The organism is Mesorhizobium sp. WSM3860, assembly GCF_002294995.1.
Lineage (GTDB): Bacteria > Pseudomonadota > Alphaproteobacteria > Rhizobiales > Rhizobiaceae > Mesorhizobium.
On sequence record NZ_NSGF01000001.1, the window covers coordinates 564,186 to 584,712 of the forward strand.

Consider the following 20,527-nt stretch of genomic DNA (forward strand, 5'->3'; position numbering starts at 1 on the left):
AGGGCCACTTCGGCATTTGAGGCTGAGATCCGATGATCGAAACGGCTAACGCCGAGCCGGAATATGACGACGCGGCCATTCGCTTCCTCGAAGCGCTCTGGGGCAATGGCTACCTGTCGCCGGGCGGCCCGGACGAAGTGGACCGCGTGGTCGAAGGCCTCTCGCTCAAGGGCAAGACGATCCTCGATATCGGCTGCGGCGCTGGCGGCATCACGCTGCATCTGGTCGCGCGCCATGGTGCGGCGCTTGCGACCGGTTTCGATGTCGAGAGGCCGGTGATCGAGACGGCAAGGCGACGCGCCATCACGCAAAAGCTCGAAGACCGCGTCAGCTTCGTTCAGGCGCCGCCTGGACCGCTGCCGTTCGCGGATGCTTCCTTCGACGTCGTCTTCTCCAAGGACGCGCTGCTGCATGTGCGGGACAAGGATGCGCTGTTCGCCGAGATCTTCCGCGTGCTCAAGCCCGGCGGCGTCTTCGCCGCGTCGAACTGGATGATCTCGCATGACGGTGAGCCGTCTGCGGACATGAAGGCCTATCTCGCGGCGGAAGACTTGTCCTTTGCTATGGCTTCACCGGCGCGCTACGCCGAAGCGATGCGTTGTGCTGGCTTCCGCGACATCAGCGTCCGCGACCGCAACGCATGGTACCGCGAGGTGGCGCGGGAGGAACTGGAGCGCCTGAAGGGGCCACTCTATCAAGCGGTCGCCGCCGCGGTCGGCGCGGCCTATGTCGACAAGAACATCTGGACCTGGGAGGCGATGCAGAAGGTGCTTGACAGTGGTGAGCACCGCCCCACTCATCTGCGCGGTTGGAAGCCGGTCGGATAGCCGGCAATGCTGGAGACCGTCACGCTCATGAAGAACGCAGAGGCCAGGGAAGCCTTGCCCGAACCGGCACGAAAAGGAGACGCCGAGAAGCGCGGCCGCAAGGCTTCGAAAGAAGTCAGGCAGCTCCAGTTGATCGAGGCGACGATCGATTCACTGGCCAAGCGCGGCTATGCGGAAACGACGATGGCCGATGTCGCCGACGGCGCAGGCCTGTCGCGCGGCATCGTCAACTTCCATTTCGAAAGCAAGGAGAAGCTGCTCGTCGCCACGCTGCAATATATGTATGACGAGTATTCGGCGCATTGGCGCGCCGCGTTGCAGAAGGCCGGCAACGATCCGGCGCGGCAGCTGCAGGCGCTGGTGTGGGCCGACTTCGACCGCTCGATCTGCAACAAGCGCAAGCTCGCCGCCTGGTGCGCCTTCTGGGGTGAGGCCAAATCGCGGCCGACCTACCAGGCTCTGAGCAGCTCGCGCGATGCCTACTACCAGCAGGTGTTCATCGACCTCTGCGCGACGCTCAAGCAAAGCGGCGGCTATGCCTATGAGCCGCAGGTCATGGCGCTGGCGCTATCGGCCATGCTCGAGGGCCTGTGGCTGCGGTTGATGATGGGCACAGAAGACACCACCCGCGAGACCGCGCTGCAGGCGGCCAACGCGTTCTTGGCCGCCGCCTTTCCGAAACACTACGGTTAACGACAGCCCGGGGTTCGCAACAGCCGGCCAGCAAGACCGGCAAGACCAAGAGGATGGAACAGCATGAAGAAACTCAGCCGACGCCTGACACTGACATTGGCGCTCGCCGGCGCGCTGGCGGCTTCAGCGGCGGCGTTCGCCGTTGCCGCCGACAACGACCTCATCGTGTTCGACTGGTCCGGCTATGAGGACCCGAGCTTCCATGGCAAATATGTCGAGAAGGACGGCGACTCGCCGACCTTCGCCTTCTTCGGCGACGAGGACGAGGCATTCGAGAAGATCCGCTCCGGCTTCAAGGCCGACCTCGGCCATCCCTGCTCGCAAAGCGTGGTGAAGTGGCGCGAGGCGGGACTGCTGCAGCCGCTCGACACCTCCAGGATCGCCGGCTGGAAGGACCTCAACCCCGGCATCATGGCGATGAAGGATCTTGCCACCACTCCTGACGGCAAAGCTTGGTTCATGCCTTGGGACTGGGGTGACACGCAGCTCACCTTCAACTCCGACAAGATCGCCGAGAAGGATGTGCAGTCGCTGAAGGCCTTCGCCGATCCCAAGTACAAGGGACGTGTCTCGATCGGCGACAATGTCGACGACGCCTATGCGCTGGCCAGTCTCGCCATCGGGCTCAAAGACTGGACAAAGATGACGGACGAGCAGTTCAAGCAGGCGTCCGATTTCCTGCGCCAGGTGCACAAGAACGTGCGCTCCTACTGGACCGACACCACCGACATCGTGCAACTGCTCTCCGGCGGCGAGGTCGATCTGGCCTGGGCCTGGAACGACGCGGCGGTGCAATCGCAGGCCGCTGGCGTGCCGATCAAGTCCAAGAAGGATACCGACGAGGGCATTTCGACCTGGGTATGTGGCTATGTGCTGTTCAAGGACGCGCCCGGCAACGTTGACAAGGCCTATGATTATCTCAACGCCGTCAATGACCCGGAGGTCGCCAAGGTGCTGGTCAAGGACTGGGGCTACGGCCAAGCCAATGCCAAGGGCATGGCCGGTGTCGACCAGGCGGTGCTCAAGGAAAAGGGCTACGACAACGTGGAAAAATGGGTCGACAAGACGTTGTTCCAGCAGCCGCTGCCTTCCGAGCTCAAGCTGAAGATGATCGCCGAGTTCGAGAAGATCAAGGCCGGCTATTGAACAGCAAGATCGAAAGAACCGACGTCGCAACCGTCGGCGCCGGCTTCACCGGCCTGTCGGCCGCGCTCGAATTGAAGCGCGCCGGCGTCGATTTCCTTGTCCTGGAGGCACGCGACCGCGTCGGCGGCCGTGTGGAAGGTATGCGAAACGGGCTCGGCGAACTGATCGACAGCGGCGGCCAATTCCTGTGCGAGGACATGCCGGAGCTGATGGCGCTCGCCAGGGCGCGCGGCAAGACCTTCGTCAAAACCTATGTCGATGGCGATTTCATCACCCATCCGCCGATGTCGGTCGACCAGGCCGGGCGGACCTATGTGACCGCGATGGCGATCCGCGACCGCATGAACTGGATCGAGCCAGACGATCCCGCGATCTCCGGGCTGACCGTCGCCTCCTGGCTCGAACGTCAGACGGACCCGGTCGATGCCAAGGCCGCCTTCCGCTCGATGATCGAAGGACTGTGGTGCCTGGCGCTGGAAAAGGTGCCGCTCTGGTACCTGATCGACAATGATCGCCGCATCACCAACGAAGTGCCGGAACTGCAATATTCTCTGCGCGAGACCATGCAGTCGCTGGCCGAGGACCTGGCGGGCGATCTCGGTGACCGGCTGCGGCTGAACGAGCCGATCATTCGCATCGAGCGCGGGCCGTCTGGCGTTCGTGTTGTGTCCGGCAGCCGCGCCGTCGAGGCGCGCGAGGTCCTGGTCGCGCTGCCGCCTGCGACGGCCAACAGGCTAGACTTTCGGCCTGCCTTGCCGGCGCCCTTGAAGAAGGCGCTCGGCGTCTGGGAGAGCGGCGCGGTGGTCAAGATCCTCGTCCGCTATGCCAGGCCGTTCTGGCGCGAGCGCGACCTGAGCGGCATGGTGATGTGGCGCGACATGCCGGGCCTGTTTGCCTGCGACGCCAGCAGGGATGCTGAGCATGCAGCGCTCGTCGTCTTCATCGGTGGGCCGCTGGCGCTGCGCTGCCGCAAGCTGAGCGCTGCGGCGTTGCGCGCCGAGGTCACGGCGAAACTCGCTGATGCGCTCGGTCCGGACGCGGCCGAAATCCTCGATTTCAACCAGCGCGACTGGGCGGATGACCGCTGGAGCGGCGGCGCCTATAGCGATCTCATCGTCGACGTGACGGCAAGAGATGCCGAGCGCACGATCCTTGCCGGCGCGCCGCCGATCCATTTTGCGTCTTCGGAATTGTCGCCGTCCTTCCCTGCCTATGTCGAGGGCGCGATCGTGGCCGGGCGCATCGCCGCCGGGAAGATCTTGGCGCGGCTTCAGTCCGCCATCGCCACCAGAGCCTCTGGGTCGTAGGCGAGGCGGATCGGCGCGCCGACCGGAATGTCGTCGGCGCCGAAATCATTGGTCTCGGTCACCGAGAGCGGCTTTTCCAGCCCCGGTATTTCGACGATCAGATGCGTGATCTCGCCGAAATAGTGGCGCTCGACCACCTTGCCGGCGACCTCGAACTTCGCCGTCGCATTGTCCCAGAGCACGCGCAGCCGCTCCGGCCGGATGCCAAGCGTCGCCGCGCCGCCGTTGCGCACGAAGGCCTTCGGCTTGTCGGTCCTCACACGCCCGAAGCCAAGCGTGTCGACAACCAAGGACGCGTCGTTCTCCTCGACGATCTCGGCCTTGACGAAATTCATGCCGCCGAGGAAGTCGGCGACCTGGCGGTTGACCGGGCGCTGGTAGATTTCCTTGGGCGAGGCGACCTGCGCGATACGACCGCCGAACATGACGGCGATGCGATCCGACATGGCCAAAGCCTCATACTGGTCGTGCGTGACAAGCACGAAGGTGATGCCGACCGCCTGCTGCAGCCGGCGCAACTCGACCTGCATCTGCTCGCGCAGCTTCTTGTCGAGTGCCGAAAGCGGCTCGTCGAGCAGCAACACCTTCGGACGCATGACCAGCGCGCGGGCGAGCGCCACGCGCTGACGCTGGCCGCCGGAGAGTTCGGTGGCGCGGCGCTTGCCCAGGCCGGTCAGCGACACCTGCTCCAGCGCCTCCTCGACGCGGCGCTTTTCTTCGCCGCTTTGGAGTTTCAGCCGCTTCAGCCCATAGGCGACATTCTGCTCGACGTTGAGATGCGGAAAGATCGCGTAGCTCTGGAAGACCATGTTGGTCGGACGCCGGTTGGCGGGGATGCCGTCCATCGGCTGGCCGTCGACGGCGATCGAGCCGCTGGTCGGCGTATCGAACCCGGCGATCATGCGCAAAAGCGTGGTCTTGCCGCAGCCGGACGGCCCGAGCAGCGAGAAGAACTCGCCTTTCCCAATGCTGAGCGAGGCATTGTCCAGCGCCTTGAATGCGCCGTAGCTGCGCGTGACGTCGCGGATGTCGATAATGGTACAATCGGTTTGGATGCGCTCGGACTGGACCCGCTCAAGCATAGAGGCCTCCCTGGTTCTGGGTGCGTCTCGCCGCGCGGCGGCGCAGGATTTCGGCAACGGTCATCAGCACGAAAGACGCCACCAGCAGCAGGGTGCCGAGCGCCAGCACGCCGGGGAGCTTGGCCGCGAAGCGCAACTGACCCCAGATGTAGATCGGCAGCGTCGCCTCGGTGCCGGTGAGGAAGAAGGCGATGATGAACTCGTCGAGCGAGATGGTGAAGCAGACCAGCAGGCTGGAGATGATCGCCGGCGCCACCATCGGCAGCGTCACCCGCCGGAAGGTGCCGAAGGCGCTTTCACCGAGATCGGCAGAGGCTTCCTCGAGGCTGCGGTCGAACCCTTCGAAGCCGGAGGTCAGCACCGTCATCGAGTAGGGGATGCAGACCAGCACATGCCCAAGCACGACGGTGAACAGCGACAGGCTCAAGCCCAGTTGCAGCATCACCAAGAGCATCGAGATGGCGACGATGACCTCGGGCAGCACCAGCGGTGCCATGATCAGCCCGTTGACGGTGCGGCGGCCGGGATAGCGGTAGCGGGTGATCGAACGAGCGGCGAGAATGCCGAACACGGTCGACAGGATTGCGGCCGAGACGCCGACAGCCAAGCTGTTCCAGGTGGCGTCGATCAGCGCCGGCGTGCGCGGCAAGTCCTCATACCAATGCAGTGTGACGCCGGAGAGCGGGAATTTCGGCGTCGCCGCGGTGTTGATCGAGAAGATCGGCAGGAAGATCACCGGCAAATAGAGGAAGAGGATGTAGAGCGCGGCGTAGCTCGACAGCCAGCTTGGCAGGTAGCGTCTGATCGCCGTCATCGCGCCAGCCTCTGCAGCGCGCGGATGACCAGCACCGCGGCGCCGGCCATCAGCGAGACGATGATCATGGTGGTGACAGAGAGTGCTGCGCCGAGCGGCCAGTTCGACGCCTTGCCGAATTGCGCCTGGATGGCGTTGGCGATCATGACGCCGTCTTTGCCGCCGACCAGCTTCGGCGTGACATAGTCGCCGACGGTCGGGATCATGACGATCAGCGCCGCCGAGATGACGCCCGGCGCCGACAGCGGCAAGGTCACGCGCAGGAAGGAGCGCAGCGGCCCGTCGCCGAGGTCGGTCGCCGCTTCGACCAGGGTGCGGTCGACTTTCTCCAGGGAAACGAAGATCGGCAGGACGGCGAAGGTCGCCCAGGCGTGAGTCAGCGTGATGATGACGGCGCTGGAATTGTAGAGCAGCGCGGTCGACGGCTCGTCGATGATGCCGAGGCCCATCAGGCCGGAATTGAGCACGCCGTTGTAGCCGAGGATCACCTTCCACGACATCACGCGCAGCAGGTAGCTGGTCCAGAACGGGATGGTGATGAGGAACAGCCAGAGGCTCTTGTGGCGGCCGCCATGGAAGGAAATGAAATAGGCGATCGGATAGGCGAGCAGCACGGTGAGCAGGCTGACCGTCAGCGAGATGTAGAGCGAGCGCCAGAGCAGGTCGCGGTAGATCGGCTCGGTCAGCGCGATCCGATAATTCTCCAGCGTAAATGTGTGATCGATGGTGAGGTAGTCCTGCGTCCAGAAGGAATGGGCGATAACGACCAGGATCGGCAGGACGAGAAGGATGAGCGCGTAGAGGAAGGTCGGGCTGATCAGCGCAACGCCCTGGACGGCTTCCGATTGCAGAAGGGCATTTCGTCTGCCCCCCGCCATGCGCAGCGGGGGCGACCCTTCCGCGGCGGCCGTCATTGCAGCGCTCCGCGCGTGATTGCAGTTGCCGGCTCGGACTGTCCCGCCATGCGGCCTTCCCATTGATTGGCGCCGACTGCCTGTTCCCATTTTGCGTGCCTGGAGCGATCACTCCAGACTTGCCGGCTTTCTTTCATCATGAGCGCATCCGCCGATTGAAATCAAGCGCTGTTTCTGCAATATTGATTGAATGGACATTCAGAATGAAGTGACGAAAAGCCGAATTTTCATGGTCTTCCGCTTCGTTTCATGTCTCTGGAAAATACCGCAACCGGACGATGCGAGGCTAAGATGGCGGCTGCACGAGAGATCAAGGCGAGGGAAATTGTCGAGCCCGCGGACGACGATGCGGTCGAGCTGGCCAAGCGCCATCTGATCCAGCCCTGGCCCTATGCCGGTTCGGTCGGCGCCGAGGCGCGGGCGCTGATCGGCGAGGGCGAGGGCATCTACATAACCGACGCATCCGGCAAGCGGCTGATCGACGGTCCGGCCGGCATGTGGTGCATCAATGTCGGGCATCGCCGCGAGGAACTGGCAAGGGTGATGTACGACCAGGCAATGGCGCTGTCCTACAACACGCCTTGGTACACAATGAACGCGCCCTCGGCCGAGCTTGCGAGGCGCATCGCGGATGCCGCGCCGGGCGATCTCAGCCACACCTTCTTCACCACCGGCGGCTCGTCGGCGGTGGAGACCGCACTGCGCTTCATGCAGTTCTACAACAATGTGCGCGGCAGGCCGGAGAAGAAGCTGATCCTCAGCCGCAGCGGCGCCTATCACGGCTCGACCTACCTGTCGGCTTCGCTCAACGGCCGCCCGCGCGACCGGCACTGGATGGACGGCGCCGACGAGCTGGTGATCAAGCTCTCCTCGCCCGATCCGTTCCGGCGGCCGAAGGAGATGAGCATCGACGCCTTCACCGATTTCCTCGTCGACCAGTTCCGCGACACCGTCGCGCGCGTCGGCGCCGATCGCATCGGCGCCTTTGTCGGCGAGCCGGTGCAAGCTTCGGGCGGCGTCGTCCTGCCGCCGGACGGATACCTGAACCGCATCCGTGAGATCTGCCGCGAGAACGACATCCTCTATGTCTCGGACGAGGTGGTGACCGGCTTCGGACGGCTCGGCCATGTCTTTGCCTCGGGCGACGTGTTCGGCCTCGACCCGGACATGATCACCTTCGCCAAGGGGGTGACCTCGGGCTATTTCCCGCTTGGCGGCGTCATCATCTCCGAGCGGCTGCTGGAGCAACTGCGCCGCTCCAACCATCCCGGCGCCCTGTTCGGCCATGGCCTCACCTACACCAGCCACCCGATCGGCTGCGCCGTCGCGCTGAAGAACCTCGATCTTTTGGAAGAGGGCGTGCTCCAGCATGCGCGCGAGATCGCGCCTTATTTCCAGGCGCGGCTGAAGAGCCTCGAGGACTTGCCTCTGGTCGGCGAGGTGCGCGGCGCCGGCCTGATGGCGTGCGTCGAATGCGTCGCCGACCGCGAGAGCAAGGATCCGCTGCAGCTCGATAAGGATGTGGGAAAGCGTATCGACGCGCATTGCCACGAGCTCGGTCTCTTGGTGCGGCCGCTGATCAATATGTGCGTGATGTCGCCGCCGCTCATCATCAGCCGCGAGCAGGTCGACGACATGGTCGCGATCCTGCGCGAAGGGATTTCAAGGACGATGGATGATTTGCGCAAGGAAGGGGTTTGGCGGGGGTGATTTGCTGATCTCCCCCACGAGGGGGGAGATTGGCAGTTCCAGCGCCTCACCTATCCCCTCGACCGCAGCGCGTCGTTCAATCCCCACATGTCCTTTTCCTGCGGTGCGGTCTCCAAGTTCAGCACCGGCACCTGCCTGCGCAGATGGTCGTGGTGGGTGCGCACGCCATATTCGAGATCCGAGAGGTAGAAGCCCCCGAACGCCTCAGAGAGCATGGATTCGTTCGACCAGACGGAGAGCTTGACATCCTCGTTCATGGTGTCGCGGTCGATGCGGTAGGCAAGGTAGCGCGCCGCCGCCTGCTCCCGCGTCTCGTCCTTATAGCGATAGATCGCGCCGCGCAGCAGCGTCTCGCCGGTGGACAGCGGGAACTCCTGATAGAACTGCACCGATTCCGGCATGATCGACAGCGCGTTGTTGGGGAAGATGCCGTAATAGATCCAGGCTTTGCGCAGATGCTCCGGCAGATGCGTCGGCTCGGGCGCTATTTTGATGTACCGGTTGACGCTCCAGCGCCGCCCGGCGTGCGGATTATAGGTGGCGAAGGACCGCGACACGCCGTTGACGAAGGGTTCGTCGAAATAGGTCGCGCCGTAGAGATCCTGCAGCGCCGGATGCGCCATGGCGACGTGATAGCCCTCGTTGTCCACGTCGCGCACCGATTTCCAGTTGACGGGTGATTTCTGGGTCCAGATGCCCCAGCACGGCACCATGTCGGCAACATTGTAATGGGCGATCTCCGCTTCGATCGGCTTCAAGAGCTCGGCCACGGAAGGCTGCGGGCCGCCCTTGCGGAAGCGGATGAAGATGAAGCCCATCCAGATTTCGAGGTCGAGCGGCATCAGGCCGAACTCGGTCTTGTCGAGTTCCGGGAAGGAGCGCGGACGGGCAGCACCCCGCAATGTGCCGTCGAGATTGTAGACCCAGCCGTGGAAAGGGCAGATCAGCGCGTTCTTGCAAGTGCCCTGGCTGTCGGCGACGACGCGGCTGCCGCGATGGCGGCACATGTTATTGAAGGCACGCACGACGCCGTCCTTGCCGCGCACGATCAGCGCCCGCTCGCCGACGACGTCCATGGTCAGATAGTCGCCCGGATTTGGCACGTCGGCGACATGGCCGGCGATCTGCCAGTGATTGCGGAAGACGTATTCCTTCTCAAGCTCAAGCAGGGCGTTGGAGTGGTAACTCCACCCCGGCAAACCTCGCCGGTCCCAATCGTTGGGGATCGCCACGTCACGGAGGTGCGGGTTCATAAAATGCTCTCGTTTTGTTGAATGCTCATTCAATAAAAGCACATTTTCCATTAAAATGCAATGGCTTGCGAAAGTGTGGAAAATTCATGGCGAGCGGGTTGCAGCAATCCGAGCCGAGAAAATCCCGGAAAATCCGAGCCTTAACCAGCGGCGGTCCAGCTTCGGATTCGCAGTTTGTGAGGGCACCGTTTCGACGCGCTTCGCGCATCGGACGATCGCGACAGCCATGCCAATTCTGCGCCTGTGTGAGGTCGCTTACAGTCCGCCGCATCCGACAGGAGCAAAAGGGACAGAAGCGATCCCGGTTTCAGTCCTGTTACATGGGCCATCGCGCCCGATCATTCGGCCGTTACGTGGTGCGGTTAAGTTCGTTTCAAAGGAAAGAAAGATAACGAAGGGAACAGCCGATGTTTGCCAAAGTCCGGATCGCCGAAGCCAGCCGCCGCTCACACGGTCCCGAGCGCAATGATCGCCGTCCGAAGCTGGCGTTGCGCCAGCGCGCCAGCGACCATCCGATGGCGATGTTCATGCTGCTGAGCGCAGCCGCCTTCGCCAGCATGGTGCTTGCGCCAACCGCGGGTCCCGCTTTCGCTTCGATCAATCCTCCGGCCAATGTCGTGGAGGGCGCGCTGACGACTCTCAAAACCGCGCGCCTGCCGCAGTCGCAGGTCGAGTTCGCCTGCAAAGGGCAGAACTGGGGCGCCGAGAACGCCGAATGCCTGCGTGCCATTGCCGAACAGTCCGGTCAGCACCGGGCCCGAGCTGTGCGCATGATCGCCAATGCCGCGCCGCTGACCAACACCCCCAACGTCTTTTAAGGCTCCCCTGAGCGCACCCTCCGCGCTCCAGTCAGGCTCCCGCCGCAAAGTCGGTCGGGAGCCTCTTTTTTCGAAGCCGGCGAGGGCGCAATTTCAGATGTGGGCGCCGTTGTCGGCCGCCGCGACATCGGCCACAATCGCGAGGATGCCGCGGACGTCGAGCGTCGAGAAGGGCTTCTCCAGGATCTGCGGCCGCTGCTGCGGCGGCAGGGCCTCGATCTCCGCCTTGGCGCCGATAAGGTCGCCGGTGACCAGCACGAAACGCTGCGCCAGCCCCGGCCGTTCCGCCAGCAATTCACGGTAGATCGATATGCCGCTGGTGCCCGGCATGCGCAGGTCGGAAAACACGATGTCCGGCGGCATCTGCCCGCTCAGCACCTCGCCGGCGGACGTCCAGCTTGGCACGAGACGCGACTTGAGCCCCATGAGCTCCAATATGTCCGACAGCGAACCGGCGACGTCGGGCTCATCGTCGATGATCAGCGCATGGCGCAGCCCGCTCGATCGCGATGGACCTTCGCCGGCCTTTGCCGCATCGCCGGTAATCGCCGGCAACTGGACGACGAAGCGCGCGCCGTGCGGCAGCACCTCTTCGAACCAGATGTTGCCGTTGTGGCGCTCGACGATCGATTTCGAAATCGAGAGCCCGATGCCGGTACCGACGCCGACCGGCTTGGTGGTGAAGTAGGATTCGAAGATGCGTGAGCGGATCGCATCGGGAATGCCGGGTCCGTTGTCCTCGACGGAGAAGCCGGGATTGCCGCGCTCGCTGCGAAAGGTCCGCACCTTGATGCGCCGCTCGCCGGTGATGCCGGCCAGCGCGTGCTGGCTGTTGATGAGGAAATTGGCCGCGACCTGCGTGACATGGTCGGCGTCGGCCATGGCAAGCAACGGGCCGTTGGCGAAGTCGGTGTCGATGATGATGCCGCTGGAGCGCGCACCATACGCGGTCACTTCGAGCGCCGAGCGCATCACCTGGTTAAGGTCGGTTTCGGCCTGCTCGGTCGGATGCAGGCGCACCATCGACAGGAAGCTCTTGACGATGCGACCGCAGCGTTCGGCGGCCGCGCGCACCTTTTCGGCGCGCACCTTGGTCTGCGGGTCGGCCGCGAATTCATGCAGCAGGGTCGATTGCGCGACCACCACCGCCAGGGGGTTGTTGAGCTCATGCGAGACGCCGGCGAGCAGCGAGCCCATTGCCGCCATCTTTTCATTCTGGTGCAGTTTCTCGCGCTGGCGGTTGATCTCTTCTTCGGCGTGCAGCTTCTCGCGCAGGTCGCGGATCGAGCCGAAGATGAGCCGGCGGTCGGCAACCCGCATCTCCGTTGCGGTCAGCTCGATCGGAAAGATCTCGCCGGCCGCGTTCTGGGTCACTGTCTCCAGCCGCTGGCCAACCATCGGCGCGCCCCGTCCGGCCATGTATTCGGCGCCCGACGCATAACCCTTGCGGTAATAGTGCGGCACGATCGTGTCGATCAGATCCTTGCCGAGGATGTCACTGCGCTTGAAGCCGAACATCTTCTCGGCGGCCGGATTGAATTCGATGATGGAGCCCGCCTCGTCGATGACGATGATGGCGTCGAGCGAAGCCTGCAGCATGGTGCGGCGGATGACCTCGCTGGCATGCGCCTCGGAGGGCGAGCGCTCGATGGCGTCGCCGATGGCGAGCGCGATGATGTGAAGCGTCGCCTCCTCTTCATCCGTCCATTCGCGTTCGGTCGCGCAGTCATTGACTGCCAGAGTGCCCCAGAGATGGCCGTGGGCGAAGACCGACACCGAAATGAAGGATTTTATGCTCTGCTTCTCGAAATCGGCCCGCAGGAAACCCTCGAGGTCGCGCGTGTGGCCGGCGAAGACCTTGCCCTGGCGCTCATCCTCCTGCAACTGCTCCAGCAGCGGATCGGAGTTGATGATCGACTGCATGATCACCGTAGGCGATGCGAGTTCGCCACCAAAAGCAGGGTCGATCCAGTAGGAGGCCACCGACTGGGCGAAGCCCTCGCCCGGCAACTCGCGCAGACGGAAGAGAATGCCGCGCTGGCAGTCCAACGAACGGCACAGTGCCTCCAGTATGCTGTCCATCTCGCGCTGCCAGTCGCCTGCTTCGCGCAGGCGGCGAACGACATGGACGGCCGCCATCGCGGCGCCCTGGCGGGAGCCGTGCATTTCCGTCCGTGCGGCCTCAGCTGTCATCGTCGATCGTCATCCCCGGGCCATATCGGTAAACCATGAAATCCAGCACACAAGCCCGAAAATCGACGACGGTTTTCTGGGGGTCATGCGCCCGACCAGAATGCTACAGCGTCCATCGCGTATCCGGAAGGATGCGCGGCGCGGGAGTCAGTTGCCATCGCCAGCCGGCAGCGAGAAGATATAGCCTTCGCCGCGTACCGTGCGCAGGAATTTCGGATTGGCGGGGTCCGCCTCGATTTTCTTCCTTAGACGCATGATGCGGATGTCGACAGCGCGCGACGATTCCGGGTCTTCCACGAAGCCGATCGCCTCCGAGATCGCCGCCCGCGTCAAGAGCCGGTTGGCGCGGGTGAGGAAAACTTCCAGCACGTCGAACTCGCTCTTGGCCATCTCGATGACCGCACCATTGGCGCCGGTCACCAGCCTGCCGTCGAAATCGGCCTGGAAGCTGCCGAAATTCATGAAGCGGCGCGTGCCGGTCTCGGGCTTCGCGGCCTGCGGGGCGACCGGCTGCGGCACGCGGCGCAGCACGCTGCGGACCCTCGCCAGCACTTCGCGCAACTCATAGGGCTTGACGATATAGTCGTCGGCGCCGAGCTCCAGCCCGACGATGCGGTCGAGCGCGGTGCCGGCGGCGGTGGCATAGATGATGCCGATCTGCGTCTTGGAACGCAGCCAGCGGCCGAGCGACAGGCCGTCCTCGCCGGGCATGGCGATGTCGAGGATGGCGAGGTGGAAGGGTTGCGCCTCAAGCAGGCTCCGCGCCGCCGAAGCATTCTCGGCCGTGGCAACGTCATAGCCGCTGGCGCCGAGATACTCGGCCACCGCTTCCCTCAGATCCGGCTCGTCCTCGACGACAATGATGCGCGCCTTCACAATGGTCTCGCTCCCGCTTTCAGCGGAAAGTAGATTGGGTATAAACATGATGTCCAGCGCTCATCTTGAGTTGTCTGTGACGGAGTGGAGAAAATGGCAGCACGATCCGTCGTCGCGCTTGTGTCGGTTGCCGAAGTGGTGGCCGGCGACCTGGCCGACCATCTTGAGCGGCGTGGGCACGATGTGCGTAGGGCGCGCCAGCCCTGGGAAGCTGAGTCGCTGCTTTCGGCAGGCGGTATCGACGTCGTGGTCGTCGGTGACGACGTGACCCAGGCGGAGGGGCGCGAACTGCTCAAGCGCTATGGCAGCCAAGGCGGGGGCGGCGAGGGTGGCTCCGACTTCATCTTGATCTGCCGGCCCGCCGATCTCGTCGACAAGGTGCTGGCGCTGGAGCTCGGCGCTGCCGACGTGATCGAAAGCCCTCTCAATGTGCGCGAGCTGGCGGCGCGCATCGGCGGCCTGCTGACGCGGCGCGGCCGCAACCCCCAGGAACTGATCGTGCTGGAGAATGCGACCGTCGACTTGAGGTCGGCCATGGTCATGCATCGTTCCGGCGCCGAGGATCAGCTGTCGCCGGGGCAGGTGGCGCTGTTGAGATTGTTTCTGGCGAGCCCGCGAAAGGTGCTGACGCGCGACGACATCATTGCCGCCGCGCCCGCCGAGAATGCCGACGCTTTCGACCGCTCGATCGATTCGCGCATTGTGAGGCTGCGCCGTAAGCTCGATACGGAGACCATCACCACGATTAGGGGTGCCGGTTATCGCTTCGATCCGCCGACGCCGCGCACCGACTGAGGCGAGGGGCACCAGGTCTTTGCCTCGATCTTGCATCGGATTTCCAAAACCGCTTCGCACTTTTGGATCCGACGCCAGTGCTTAGCGCACCACGAGGACCGAGGGGCCGGACGGCATTTCGGCGCTGGCGGCGATCTCGGCGTGGGCGCGCTCCTTGAGCAGCACCGTTGCAAGCGCAGCAAAGCCAAGCAGCCCTTGGGCATAAAGCAGTGCGGACAGCACCGAAGCGGCAAATTTCGTCTTCATAACTCAATCCCCAATTCGATGGTCGTCGATGCTTCAGGAAACTCCCGAAGCGCCCGCGCCGCTGACGGAGCCCCCCGCTGCGGCGCGGGCCTTCGGTCCTCTCGGCAGCAAGTAGCCGGAGGGGCCGCGCATCGCTATCAGCCGAAGACCGACCCGCCAGAGGGCCCTCAGCCGATTGACGCGCAGGCTGGAGACAATCCAGACCGTGGCGATGAACAGTGCAGTGTGCAGTGTCGAAACCTCGCCGGAATGCATGGCGCCAAGCGCCGCCGCAGGGTTGCCGGCGACAGAGCCGGCAGCACCTAGGATGACTGCCGAGACGCCGATCCTGAGAAACCAGGTGCGAACTTTCGATTTCCTGCCCATTTTCGTTTGCTGATGTCTGTTCCCGTGGCCACGACATTGCTGCGGGCCTGTATCCGCATCATGCCGCGCAAGTCGCGTTTTGTTGCAGTTCGGTTTCCAGATCAGGAAAAACGCTTTCATATCAAAGCTATCTGCGCTCTGGTCCGCCGATTTTCGCCTACTTGGCGTCGCCGACAGCGGTCTAAGGACAGGGGTCGCTCGGAGAAGGCCGTTAACTTAGAGAAACAAAATCGAAACATTAACGCGTATTAAGCGAAATAGGCCGGAAACAGGTCATCCCGATAAAACGACCCATCGAAATTGAAGCCGGCCCGACCGGCAAAGAGAGAGGGATCGTCATGCATACCGCCATTTCAGCCAAGCTCATCAACGTCGCCGCCGCCGCGCTCACCGGTGCGGCTTTGCTCTTCGGCAGCAACGCCGCTCATGCCAACCAGGTCGTCGCCCGCGTTTCGCTCTCGCAGCAGATCATGGAAGTCACGGTCGATGGCCGGCCGACCTTCACCTGGAAAGTGTCGACGGGCGACAGGGGGCACATCACGCCGACAGGGTCGTTCAAGCCGACCCGCATGCATGAGATGTGGTATTCGAAGAAGTACGACAATGCGCCGATGCCGCATTCGGTCTTCTTCAGCGGCGGCTATGCGGTGCATGCTACCTATGCCATCAAGCATCTTGGCCGGCCGGCCTCGCATGGCTGCGTGCGCCTGCATCCCGATGCCGCGGCCGACTTCTATCAGCTCGTCGAGGCCTTCGGCCCGGGCAACACCAGCATCCTCATCGTTAAGTAACGGGCAGGGTCAAGTAGCGGGCGGATTGCCGCCTCCGGGCCAAGTTTGACGCAATTCCGGACGGAAGGCCACGGCAAAGTCGCCGAGCCCAACCGTTCTACACTTTCCCTGGAATTGCTCTGGCGCCGAAGCCGTGGGGCGACCGCCTAAAAAAGAGGCCGGGATGTTCCGGCCTCTTTTTTGTTTTTGGAGCAGTCCGTGATTGCTTCAGGTCGGCAGCGCCGGCATCAGCTTCGGATCGGGCTTCTCGGCGAGATGCGGCACATCCTTGCTGGCGATGAAGGTGTAGAACATGGGCACGACGAACAGCGTGAACATCGTGCCGACCAGAATGCCGGTGAAGATGACGAGGCCCATCGAGTAGCGGGCTGCGGCGCCCGCGCCGCTGGAGACGATCAGCGGCACGACGCCCAGCGCCATCGCCGCCGTCGTCATCAGGATCGGCCGCAGGCGCACCTTGGCCGAGGCGATGATCGCATCGCGGCGCCGCATGCCATGAATTTCGCGCTGCTGATTGGCGAATTCCACCAAAAGGATGCCGTGCTTGGTGATGAGGCCGATCAGCGTGATCAGTCCGACCTGGGTGTAGATGTTGAGCGTTCCGAGGCCGATATTGAGCGGCACGATGGCACCAAAGATCGAAAGCGGCACCGCCATCATGATGATCAGCGGATCGCGGAAGCTCTCGAACTGAGCGGCCAGAACCAAGTAGATCACGATCACGGCGGCCGCGAAGGCGATCAGGATGGTGTTGCCCTGCTCCTTTTCCTGCCGCGACTGGCCGGAATAGTCGATGAAGAAGGTGTCGGGCAGCGTTTCCCTGGCAAGATCCTCCAGCACTTTCAGCCCGTCGCCGGTGGTCACGCCTGGCAAGGGCAGGGCCGAGATCGTGGCCGAGTTCAGCTGGTTGAACTGCTCGATCGCTGCCGGCGAGGCGTTGGTCGAGATATGCACCACCGCCGACAGCGGCACCATCTTGCCATCGACGCTGCGCACGAAATACTCGCCGAGCTTCGCCGGATTGTCGCGGAACTCCTGCGGTACCTGCGGGATGATGTCATAGCTGTTGGAGTCGCGATCGAACTGCGCCACTTCGGCGCCGCCGACCAGCAGCGTCAGCGTGTTGCCGATGTCAGCGATAGGCAGGTTCAGCGCCGCCGCGCGCTCGCGGTCGATGGTGACGGTGACCTGCGGCGCGTCATAGGACATCGAGTTCTGCACGACGATGAAGCGGCCGGAAGCCTGCGCCTTGTTCTTGATCTTCTCGGCCTGGTCGAAGACTTCCGAGGGATCGCCGGTCGAGCGAACCACCATCGAGATCGGCAGGCCGCCGCCCGAGCCGGGCAGTGTCGGTGGCGCGAAGACGAAAGCCTCGACGCCGGCTACCTTGGCCAAGCGACCGGTGATGTCGGCCTGGATCTCCTTCGAGCTGCGCTGGCGTTCAGCCCAGTCCTTGAAGGCGAAGCCGACAAAGGCGCCGTTGGTGGCACCGCCGAAGGCGACCGCCGAGAACTGTGCCCGCGTTTCTGGAATGTCCTTAACAAGACCGAGGATCTGGTTGACGTAGGTCTCGGTGTAGTCCGAGGTTGCGTAGCGCGGGGCGGTTACGATCGAGAGCAGGAAGCCCTGGTCTTCTTCCGGCGCCAGTTCGGTCGAGGTCTTGGTGAACATGAAGCCGGTGAGCGCGACCAGCGCGACGACGATGATAAAGGTAACCGGCCTGTTTCTGAGCGAAGCCGTCACGGCTCGCTCGTAGACGCGTTCGACACGGCTGAAGGTGCCGTCGACGATGCGCTGGAAGCGGCCGTGCGCGCCGGCCTTCAATAGGCGAGCCGACATCATCGGCGTAATGGTCACCGCGATCAGGCCGGACAGCACCACGGAGCCGGCCAGCGTGACCGCGAACTCGCGGAAGAGCGCGCCGGTCAGGCCGCCGGTGAAGGCAAGCGGCGCGAAGACGGCGGCCAGCGTGATGGTCATGGCGACGATCGCCGAGAAGATCTCGCGCATGCCGTTGAAGGCTGCCTGCATCGGCGACATGTGGTCTTCTTCCATGTGGCGATGGATGTTCTCCACCACCACGATGGCGTCGTCGACGACGAGGCCGATCGCCAGCACCATGGCAAGCAGCGACAGAAGGTTGATCGAATAGCCTACCGCAAACAGAATGAAACAGACGCCGATCAGCGACAGAGGAATGGTCACGATCGGCATCATCACCGAGCGGAAGGATCCGAGGAAGAGCAGGATGACGAGAATAACGATGGCGACAGCCTCGCCGATGGTCTTGAACACCTCTTCGATCGAGGCGCTGATCTGCTCGGTGGAATCGTAGACGATCTCGATCGTCATGCCCTTCGGCAAGGTATCCTGGATCACCGGCACGATCTTGTGGATCGCCTCGGCCGTCGTCAGCGGGTTGGCGGCCGGCGTCGGGAAGATGGCGAGGAAGGTGCCCGGCTTGCCATTGAAGCTCACCCTTGTGTCGGTGTTGGCGGCGCCAAGCTCGACGCGCGCCACGTCGCGGAGGCGCACCACCTGGCCATCGGTCGAACGAATGGGGAGCTGGGCGAAGGCTTCCGGTGTCTGCAGGGTCGAGTGAACCGCGATCGAGGAGACCACATACTCGTTCTGGGTGTTGCCGGGCGCGGACAGGAAATTGGAATTGTTGATCGCAGTCAGCACGTCGGCGGCCGTGGCGCCGCGGGCGGCGAGCCTGACCGGGTCGATCCAGACCCGCATCGAATATTCCTCGGCGCCGAAGATCTGGACGTCGGCGACGCCTTCCACCGTCGAGATGCGCGGCCGTACGACCCGCTCGATGTACTCGGTCAGCTGCTCCTTCGTCATGTTCGGATTCTGCATCGAGATATACATCATCGCGAACTGCTGGCCGGTGCCCTTGACGATCACCGGATCCTTGGCGGCATCCGGCAAGGTGCCGCGCACGCCCTGAACCTTGGACAGCACCTCGGTCAACGCAACATCGGGATTGGAACCGAGCTTCATCTGCACGGTCACGGTGCTCGAAGACGGGCGGCTCGACGAGGTGACGTAGTCGATGTTTTCCGTCGACGCGACGGCGCGCGCGATCGGCGCGGAGATGAAGCCCTGGATCAGGTCGGCGCTGGCGCCAGGATAGGCCGTGGTGATGGTGATCGCCGTCTCGTCAACCTTCGGATACTGGCGGATCGACAGGTTGAAGATGGCCTGGAAACCCAGGAGCAGGATCATGCAGGCCAGCACCGTCGAGAGGACGGGGCGGCGAATGAAGATATCGGAAAAGCTCATTGCTGAACCTGCTTGTTCGCCGATTTGCTGGGATCAACGGTGTTGTCGACGGCAACGGACATGCCGTTGAAGAGCCGGTTCTGACCCGCGGTGACGACCTGGTCGCCGGCCTTCAGGCCTTCGACGATCTCGACCATGCCGTTATTGCGGCGGCCGAGCTTGACAAAGACCTGCGACAGAACGGGCGCCGGCTGCTGGCCGGTTTCGGCCGGCTTTTGAGCGTTGTCAGCCGGCTTGGTGCTGTCGGCGGCCTTTGCCGTAGCGGAGGCCGGCTTCGAGGCATCGGCTTGCGGCTTGGCTGCATCGTCGGCAGGCTTCTCCGCGCCGGCCGTCTGGTCTTCCGGTTTTGCGGGCGCGGCAGCGCCGGCATCAGCGGGCTTGGCCGGCACCACCACGAAGACATAGTCGCCATAGAGGCTTGACGTGACCGCCGTCTGCGGCACCGAGATGACGTTGCTTTCCTCCGGCAACTCGACGCGGATCTGCACGAACTGGCCAGGCGTCAGCTTACCCTCCGGGTTGGCGACCTCGCCGCGGATCGAAACCAGCCGGCTTGCCGGGTCGATCTTGGGGTCGATGCCGCGGATGGAGCCGGCAAAGGACATATCGGCAGCATTGCTGCCGATCCGCACCGTCTGGCCGATCTTCAGCAGCGGCAACTGCTGCTCGGGCACGGTGAAGTCGACCCGCATCGTGTCCAGATCCTGGATCGTCACAACCGAGTTGCCGGGCGCCAGATACTGGCCAATGTCGATCTTCGGAATGCCGACCGTGCCGGTGAAGGGCGCCGCGAGTTGCTTCTGGTCGAGCACGGCTTGCAGCTTGTTCACTTGAGCGGCCGATGCGGTCGCCGCCGCACGCGCGGCATCAAGCGTAGCGTCGGTGCCGACGCCACGCCGCTGCAATTCCAGCGCGCGGGTCAGCGCCGCCTGGTCGGATGCGGCCTGCGCCTTCTGCGCCACCAGATCGGCCTTCTCGACGGCGTCGTCGAGTTGCAGAAGCACAGCGTCGGCCGCGACCTTCTGGTTGGCGTGGAAGAGGATGTCCTTGACGATGCCGGCCGTCTCGACGGTCAGGTCGACACCGCGCACGGCGTTGACGGTGCCGATCGCCTCTACACCAGGCGTCCAGTTCGAAGGCTTCGCCACGATGGTCGACACTGTCGCCGCCGGCGGTTTCATGGTGGCGAAAAACTGCTTGATCGCATTGTCGCGAAACAGGTTGAAGCCGACGATGCCGGCGCACACCACGGCTAGCAGCAGCAGAATTCCGGTGATGATGAAGAAGCGCTTCACGGATAGTTCCCCTCGAGCCGGCAACCGGCAACGTCAATTGCCGGGACACATATCGACGATAAATCCCGATTTCAAATGGCGGGCGCTTTACTGTACCGTCTGGACGGTCT

At 63.6% G+C, this 20,527-nt stretch carries 18 protein-coding genes; 8 read left to right on the plus strand and 10 right to left on the minus strand.

Annotation, left to right across the window (positions count from 1 at the left end; translation table 11 throughout):
• Positions 1 to 32 precede the first annotated feature (32 nt).
• The 4 genes from CK220_RS02970 (at position 33) to CK220_RS02985 (ending at position 3,973) form a co-directional block, all read left to right on the plus strand.
• Positions 33 to 827 (plus strand): class I SAM-dependent methyltransferase, encoded by a 795-nt coding sequence (locus CK220_RS02970; protein ID WP_095810073.1) that lies wholly within the window; start codon positions 33 to 35, stop codon positions 825 to 827.
• A 6-nt stretch (positions 828 to 833) separates the two neighbouring features.
• Positions 834 to 1,520 carry a transcriptional regulator BetI gene (gene betI / locus CK220_RS02975; protein ID WP_095810074.1) on the plus strand — a complete coding sequence of 229 codons (687 nt, stop codon included), beginning with the start codon at positions 834 to 836 and terminating at the stop codon, positions 1,518 to 1,520.
• A gap of 63 nt (positions 1,521 to 1,583) precedes the next feature.
• Positions 1,584 to 2,666: an ABC transporter substrate-binding protein gene (locus CK220_RS02980; RefSeq protein WP_095810075.1), complete on the plus strand. Its 1,083-nt coding sequence runs from the start codon at positions 1,584 to 1,586 to the stop codon at positions 2,664 to 2,666.
• Entirely contained in the window at positions 2,663 to 3,973 is a 1,311-nt protein-coding gene (locus tag CK220_RS02985) for a flavin monoamine oxidase family protein (protein WP_095810076.1), read from the plus strand. Before CK220_RS02980 ends, CK220_RS02985 begins: the two co-directional genes overlap by 4 nt.
• On the opposite strand, the gene CK220_RS02990 is transcribed toward CK220_RS02985, so the two are convergent.
• The 3 genes from CK220_RS02990 to CK220_RS03000 are packed head-to-tail and all read right to left on the minus strand — an operon-like array spanning position 3,937 to position 6,783.
• Positions 3,937 to 5,010 (minus strand): ABC transporter ATP-binding protein, encoded by a 1,074-nt coding sequence (locus CK220_RS02990; protein WP_095810286.1) that lies wholly within the window; start codon positions 5,008 to 5,010, stop codon positions 3,937 to 3,939. The two genes, CK220_RS02985 and CK220_RS02990, sit on opposite strands and share 37 nt — an antisense overlap.
• Before the next feature lie 37 nt (positions 5,011 to 5,047).
• On the minus strand, positions 5,048 to 5,869 hold the full coding sequence (locus tag CK220_RS02995; protein WP_095810077.1) for an ABC transporter permease: 822 nt from the start codon (positions 5,867 to 5,869) through the stop codon (positions 5,048 to 5,050).
• The gene (locus CK220_RS03000; protein ID WP_095810078.1) at positions 5,866 to 6,783 is read right to left on the minus strand and encodes an ABC transporter permease; all 918 of its coding nucleotides are present in this window, start codon (positions 6,781 to 6,783) and stop codon (positions 5,866 to 5,868) included. Before CK220_RS03000 ends, CK220_RS02995 begins: the two co-directional genes overlap by 4 nt.
• A 291-nt stretch (positions 6,784 to 7,074) precedes the next feature.
• Between CK220_RS03000 and CK220_RS03005 the strand changes: the two genes are divergently transcribed.
• Positions 7,075 to 8,493 carry an aminotransferase gene (locus tag CK220_RS03005; protein WP_095810079.1) on the plus strand — a complete coding sequence of 473 codons (1,419 nt, stop codon included), beginning with the start codon at positions 7,075 to 7,077 and terminating at the stop codon, positions 8,491 to 8,493.
• 50 nt (positions 8,494 to 8,543) lie between these two features.
• Here the strand turns inward: CK220_RS03005 and CK220_RS03010 are convergent, their stop codons facing one another.
• Entirely contained in the window at positions 8,544 to 9,746 is a 1,203-nt protein-coding gene (locus tag CK220_RS03010; RefSeq protein WP_095810080.1) for an aromatic ring-hydroxylating dioxygenase subunit alpha, read from the minus strand.
• 407 nt (positions 9,747 to 10,153) lie between these two features.
• Here CK220_RS03010 and CK220_RS03015 point away from each other — a divergent pair, with 407 nt between their 5' ends.
• On the plus strand, positions 10,154 to 10,564 hold the full coding sequence (locus CK220_RS03015) for a hypothetical protein (RefSeq protein WP_095810081.1): 411 nt from the start codon (positions 10,154 to 10,156) through the stop codon (positions 10,562 to 10,564).
• Positions 10,565 to 10,657: 93 nt separating this feature from the next.
• On the opposite strand, the gene CK220_RS03020 is transcribed toward CK220_RS03015, so the two are convergent.
• Positions 10,658 to 12,757 carry a sensor histidine kinase gene (locus CK220_RS03020; protein ID WP_176478970.1) on the minus strand — a complete coding sequence of 700 codons (2,100 nt, stop codon included), beginning with the start codon at positions 12,755 to 12,757 and terminating at the stop codon, positions 10,658 to 10,660.
• 147 nt (positions 12,758 to 12,904) lie between these two features.
• Positions 12,905 to 13,681 (minus strand): response regulator transcription factor, encoded by a 777-nt coding sequence (locus CK220_RS03025; protein ID WP_176478971.1) that lies wholly within the window; start codon positions 13,679 to 13,681, stop codon positions 12,905 to 12,907.
• A 45-nt stretch (positions 13,682 to 13,726) separates the two neighbouring features.
• Between CK220_RS03025 and CK220_RS03030 the strand changes: the two genes are divergently transcribed.
• Positions 13,727 to 14,428 (plus strand): response regulator transcription factor, encoded by a 702-nt coding sequence (locus tag CK220_RS03030; RefSeq protein WP_095810083.1) that lies wholly within the window; start codon positions 13,727 to 13,729, stop codon positions 14,426 to 14,428.
• Between the two features lie 81 nt (positions 14,429 to 14,509).
• On the opposite strand, the gene CK220_RS03035 is transcribed toward CK220_RS03030, so the two are convergent.
• Together CK220_RS03035 and CK220_RS03040 are read right to left on the minus strand one after the other, a co-directional pair.
• Positions 14,510 to 14,674, minus strand: a complete 165-nt coding sequence (locus CK220_RS03035; RefSeq protein ID WP_095810084.1) for a hypothetical protein — start codon at positions 14,672 to 14,674, stop codon at positions 14,510 to 14,512.
• Positions 14,675 to 14,707: 33 nt separating this feature from the next.
• Positions 14,708 to 15,040, minus strand: a complete 333-nt coding sequence (locus CK220_RS03040; RefSeq protein WP_095810085.1) for a hypothetical protein — start codon at positions 15,038 to 15,040, stop codon at positions 14,708 to 14,710.
• A 338-nt stretch (positions 15,041 to 15,378) separates the two neighbouring features.
• Between CK220_RS03040 and CK220_RS03045 the strand changes: the two genes are divergently transcribed.
• On the plus strand, positions 15,379 to 15,831 hold the full coding sequence (locus CK220_RS03045; protein WP_095810086.1) for a L,D-transpeptidase: 453 nt from the start codon (positions 15,379 to 15,381) through the stop codon (positions 15,829 to 15,831).
• 207 nt (positions 15,832 to 16,038) lie between these two features.
• Here the strand turns inward: CK220_RS03045 and CK220_RS03050 are convergent, their stop codons facing one another.
• Positions 16,039 to 19,122: an efflux RND transporter permease subunit gene (locus CK220_RS03050; RefSeq protein ID WP_095810087.1), complete on the minus strand. Its 3,084-nt coding sequence runs from the start codon at positions 19,120 to 19,122 to the stop codon at positions 16,039 to 16,041.
• Complete coding sequence (locus CK220_RS03055) at positions 19,119 to 20,417, minus strand: efflux RND transporter periplasmic adaptor subunit (RefSeq protein WP_095810088.1); 1,299 nt, start codon at positions 20,415 to 20,417, stop codon at positions 19,119 to 19,121. The genes CK220_RS03050 and CK220_RS03055 overlap by 4 nt, the downstream gene beginning before the upstream one ends.
• Between the last annotated feature and the right edge of the window lie 110 nt (positions 20,418 to 20,527).